This window comes from Burkholderia sp. BCC1640, assembly GCF_902833125.1.
In the GTDB taxonomy this organism is placed as follows: Bacteria; Pseudomonadota; Gammaproteobacteria; order Burkholderiales; family Burkholderiaceae; genus Burkholderia; species Burkholderia diffusa.
The window spans coordinates 1-4,050 of the sequence record NZ_CADFEF010000071.1 but is presented as its reverse complement, the minus strand read 5'-3'; the positions used below and the strand labels follow the sequence as shown (position 1 = coordinate 4,050).

General features: G+C 65.3%; 4 protein-coding genes. 2 read left to right on the top strand and 2 right to left on the bottom strand.

Going from position 1 to position 4,050, the window contains the following annotated elements:
* Window positions 1-450: 450 nt before the first annotated feature.
* Both HWX25_RS32410 and HWX25_RS32405 read right to left on the bottom strand, forming a co-directional pair.
* Window positions 451-984, bottom strand: coding sequence for a cytochrome b (locus HWX25_RS32410; RefSeq protein ID WP_059814658.1), 534 nt, complete (start codon window positions 982-984; stop codon window positions 451-453).
* Window positions 981-2,069, bottom strand: a complete 1,089-nt coding sequence (locus HWX25_RS32405) for a catalase family peroxidase (RefSeq protein ID WP_175912650.1) — start codon at window positions 2,067-2,069, stop codon at window positions 981-983. Before HWX25_RS32405 ends, HWX25_RS32410 begins: the two co-directional genes overlap by 4 nt.
* A gap of 157 nt (window positions 2,070-2,226) precedes the next feature.
* On the opposite strand from HWX25_RS32405, the gene HWX25_RS32400 reads away from it, so the two are divergent.
* Window positions 2,227-2,745: a sigma-70 family RNA polymerase sigma factor gene (locus HWX25_RS32400; RefSeq protein WP_059814649.1), complete on the top strand. Its 519-nt coding sequence runs from the start codon at window positions 2,227-2,229 to the stop codon at window positions 2,743-2,745.
* Window positions 2,742-3,503 (top strand): anti-sigma factor, encoded by a 762-nt coding sequence (locus HWX25_RS32395; RefSeq protein ID WP_175912648.1) that lies wholly within the window; start codon window positions 2,742-2,744, stop codon window positions 3,501-3,503. Before HWX25_RS32400 ends, HWX25_RS32395 begins: the two co-directional genes overlap by 4 nt.
* Window positions 3,504-4,050 lie beyond the last annotated feature (547 nt).

Below are 4,050 nucleotides of genomic sequence, written 5' to 3'. Positions count from 1 at the left end.
GAGGATCAGCTCGCGGCCATCAAGCGCCCACACTTATCGGCTGTTAATTTTTAAAGAGCATTTCTGCGAGAAACCTGAAGTTTCCCAGCAGCGCTGCGTTTTCAGCAGCAGAGAAGCGAGATTATCAACCGTTTTTTAAAACTCGTCAACAACTTTTTTAACTACTTCGTTGCGACGACTGCGGTTTAATTTCGTATGCACTGGAGTCGATAAAACCGACTTCAACAGCACCGCTTCCCTTCTTCCCCCCGCGCCGCGTTTCCGTTAGCGCGAAAGAGGCGTGATTCTAAGCACCCGCCCCAGTCTCCGCAACCCCCTTTGTGAAATATTTTTGACGTGCTATGCCGGGAGCCGCTGAGCCGCAGCCGCGCTCATATATAAGCAACACGGCAGGAGCAGCCTCGGTCGCCCGTGAACCGCCCCGCCGCAGCGAACTCAACCTTCCGTCGATTACCGCCCAACCATCGCCCTCACCACGCCGTCCCGTCGAATCAGTCCGTGATACAGCGCCGCCGCGAAATGCGCGAGGAACGTCAAGAAGAACAGATAGGCCAGCACGCGATGCGCGACCCGGAGCCAGGCGAACGCAACCGGATCAGCCGACACGATCGCCGGCAGCTGCACACCACCGCCCAGCGTCACCGGATACCCGCCTGCCGACAGCATCGCCCACCCGATCAGCGGCATCGCGAGCATCAGCGCGTACAGCACCAGATGCGACCCATGCGCGGCAACTTTCTGCCACCAAGGCAGATCCTCGGGTAACGCGGGCGGCTTCGACACGAACCGCACCACGATCCGCACGCAAACCAGCACCAGCACGGCAATCCCCAGCGGCTTGTGCAACGCCACCAGGAAATCGTGCCGCCCCGAAACCGACGCCACCATCCCCACCCCGATGAACAGCATCGCGACGATCATCGCGGCCATCACCCAATGCAGTAGCCTCGCCGGCAAGCTAAACGTCGTCGTCGCCTTCATCATCGTCCCTCCGCACTCAGTCGCGCCGCGCCGGCTACGCCGGCTTCTTCACTCGTCCGGCGCAAATACGAATCCGCATACGCCGCGGACCGCGCCGCCAGCAACGGATCCCCCGACACCTGAATCCCCTGCGGCAACACCGTCGGGTCGTAATTCACGTCCCGGCACGGCCCGCTGTCCTGCGCCTCCACGCGATCGAGCACGAGCGTCCCCGCGTCGATCGTCGTACGCTGCGCGGGCCAGGTCTTCGTCGCATCGTCCACCGGGTCGCCGGGCTCCGCCAGCGTGACCAGCAGCTTCCACTTCTGCGCACCGTCCGCGATGCGCCGCGTCAGGTCCTGCTGCAGCACGTTCGGATCCGCGGCCGTCGCGACGTCGCCGGCGCCCGTCGTCTGCTCCGGCACGACGCGCCACCGCACCGCCTGGCGCTTGCCGGCGGCATCGACGAAGTAGAACGCGTTCAGCCCGTAATAGCTTTCGGTGACGTAACTCGCGCTCGGCTTCGCACCCTTCACCCATGCGCGGAATGCAGCCGTCTCCGGATGCGCGCCGAAAAACGCCTTCACCTTCGCCGGATCGGGCTTGCCCGTCGCCGGATCCGGCCGGGTCGCCAGCAACTGCGCGTAGAACGCCTTCGGCGTCGTCACCGGAAACACCGGCATCGCGTTCATTCCGGTCCGCCATTGCTGGCCGTCCGGCGCGGTGAGCTTCAGCGCGAGGCTGCGGATCGGCACGCTGCTGTCGGGCGCATACGGATTCCCGCCCGGCAGCGCGAAGCGCCCGACCACGGGCGTGCGCACCGCCTTGAAGAACGGCGCGACGGAATATGCGCTCGCGGCGCCGTTGCCTTCGAAGTAACCGGTCACGCACACGCCCTTCGCGTGATTGCGCCGGAAACCCGGATGCTCGCCGCCGGCAGTCTGCAGCGCGTCGACTAGCCGGTGCGGGGTCAGACGCGCCGGCGCGAGCCAGCCGCCGACATACCCGAAGGCCACGGCCACGCCGGCCACCGCGCCGCCGATCACGGCCCAGCGCCACCACCCGCGCCCGGGTTCGCGCGGCGGCGAAGAAGAGGAAGATTGCTTCATGGATGCACTCCTGATCGTCAGATCATTGTCGAACGCGTGTAGGACGCCACCCGCGCCGCTTTATTCCATCAAGAAATTTTTCGTATGCTGACGGAATAAGCGACGCCGACCGGCGTCCTACGCGGCATCTCCACGCTTATCGGCTCGCGCCCCGGCCATGCCCTCAAACGCCCCCGACGACGACGCATTGCGCGAACTCATCCCCAGGCTGCGACGCTTCGCGCTCTGGCTGGCGCGTGACGTCCACGCGGCCGACGATCTCGTCCAGTCGACACTCGAGCGCGCGCTGTCGCGCTGGGCGAGCCGCCGCGACGACGCGTCGCTGCGCAGCTGGCTGTTCACGATCCTTTACCGGCAGTTTCTCGACGGCAAACGCAGCGCGAAGCGCTACGCGTGGCTGCTCGGCCGCATTCGCGACGACGACGAAGCGCACTGGCCGTCCGCCGAACGCGAGGCGACCGCGCGCGCGACGCTCGAAGCGTTCGGCCGGCTCTCCGACGAGCAGCGCAGCCTGCTGCTGCTCGTCGCGGTCGAGGGCTTCACGTATCAGGAAGTCGCCGACCTGCTCGACGTGCCGATCGGCACCGTGATGTCGCGACTCTCCCGCGCGCGCCAGGCACTGCGCCAGCTCAGCGATGGCGAGCTTCCCGCTCCTTCTCTCCGCTTGATGAAATGAACACGCTCCGTCCCGACGAACACGATCTCCAGGCCTATGTCGACGGCCAGCTCGACGACGATGCGCGCGCCGCGGTCGAGCGATATCTCGCGCTGCATCCGGAGAGCGCGGAACAGGTGAAGCAATGGCAGATGGATGCGCAGCGGTTGCGGGCCGCGCTCGAGAGCGTGCGGATGCCTGGCGAAAATCCTGCGCTGGATCCGGCAGCGCTTCGTGCGAAGCGTGCGGAGCGCTCGCGGGTGCGGTTCGCGATGGCGGCTTCGTTCGTGTTCTGTATCGGGCTCGGGACGCTCGGCGGGTGGCAGGCGCGCGGGTGGAACGCGCCGCCGCCGATTGCGCCGATGAGCGATGCGGTCGAGGCTTACCGGATGATGGCGGTCGATCAGACTGCGAAGGTGGATTTCCGGCCGACGGGTGCGAAGGATTTGCAGACGTGGCTCACCCGGCGCATGGGGGCGTCGGCGAGGCTGCCGGATTTGAGTGCGGCCGGGTTCCGGCCGGTTGGCGGGCGGTTGTTTACGACGGACAGCGGCGCGACGGCTGCGATGGTGCTCTACGAGGACGACGCCGGGCGGACACTGAGCTTCTATCTCCGACCGGCGGAATCGAAACATCGGCTGCTGCCAGCCGGGCAACGTGTGGATGGGTCGTTGCTGGCGCGGTATGGGTCGGTGAACGGGCTCAACTTCGCGGTGGTCGGGCCGGTGGATAATCTGGGCGAACAGGCTGTCGTGCGGGCGCTCGATCAGCAGATTTGAGCTGGACGATACGCTGTCCGTTGGTGGCCGTTGTGCGCTGACTGCGGTCCGTCCGATGCGGTTCGACAAACCTGAGAGCACTCACGTTCACCGTTCGGGGTCACAGCGTTTAAATTCTCTTTCGTGGTGGTTGTCCACACCGCGAATCTCGTCGCGGTGCGTTCCCGAATGGGTAGACCCTCTTCGGTTCCGATGTCACAGGGTTTGGCGTCTTCTGGACGCAGGATATCCACATCGGCCGCAGCGGCTCGGCATGCCTTCTCCGGTTGAATCACTCACCTTCGGCCCGCACAGCATTTCGCGTGTCTTTGGGTCGCGATATCCACACCGCCCTCGCCGAGCTGGTACACAGGATTTCGATTCCGCCGCTCACGGGTTGTTCGCATGCGCGTGAGCGCTTCGAATCAATGTGTCCCCGGGGGGTGCCCCTATGTGTTTCGTCAAGCGGTAGGGGCTGACTTGGGTTGGTAAATGGTGCCGTCGCGCAGCATGGCGAACAGGACGTCACAGCGTCGCCGTGCGAGCGCGATGAGCGCTTGGTTGTGGC

Excerpts from the sequence above, each read along its gene's own strand:
- HWX25_RS32410 (WP_059814658.1), bottom strand. The coding sequence starts at position 984 with ATGATGAAGGCGACGACGACGTTTAGCTTGCCGGCGAGGCTACTGCAT.
- HWX25_RS32395 (WP_175912648.1), top strand. The coding sequence starts at position 2,742 with ATGAACACGCTCCGTCCCGACGAACACGATCTCCAGGCCTATGTCGAC.
- HWX25_RS32400 (WP_059814649.1), top strand. The coding sequence starts at position 2,227 with ATGCCCTCAAACGCCCCCGACGACGACGCATTGCGCGAACTCATCCCC.
- HWX25_RS32405 (WP_175912650.1), bottom strand. The coding sequence starts at position 2,069 with ATGAAGCAATCTTCCTCTTCTTCGCCGCCGCGCGAACCCGGGCGCGGG.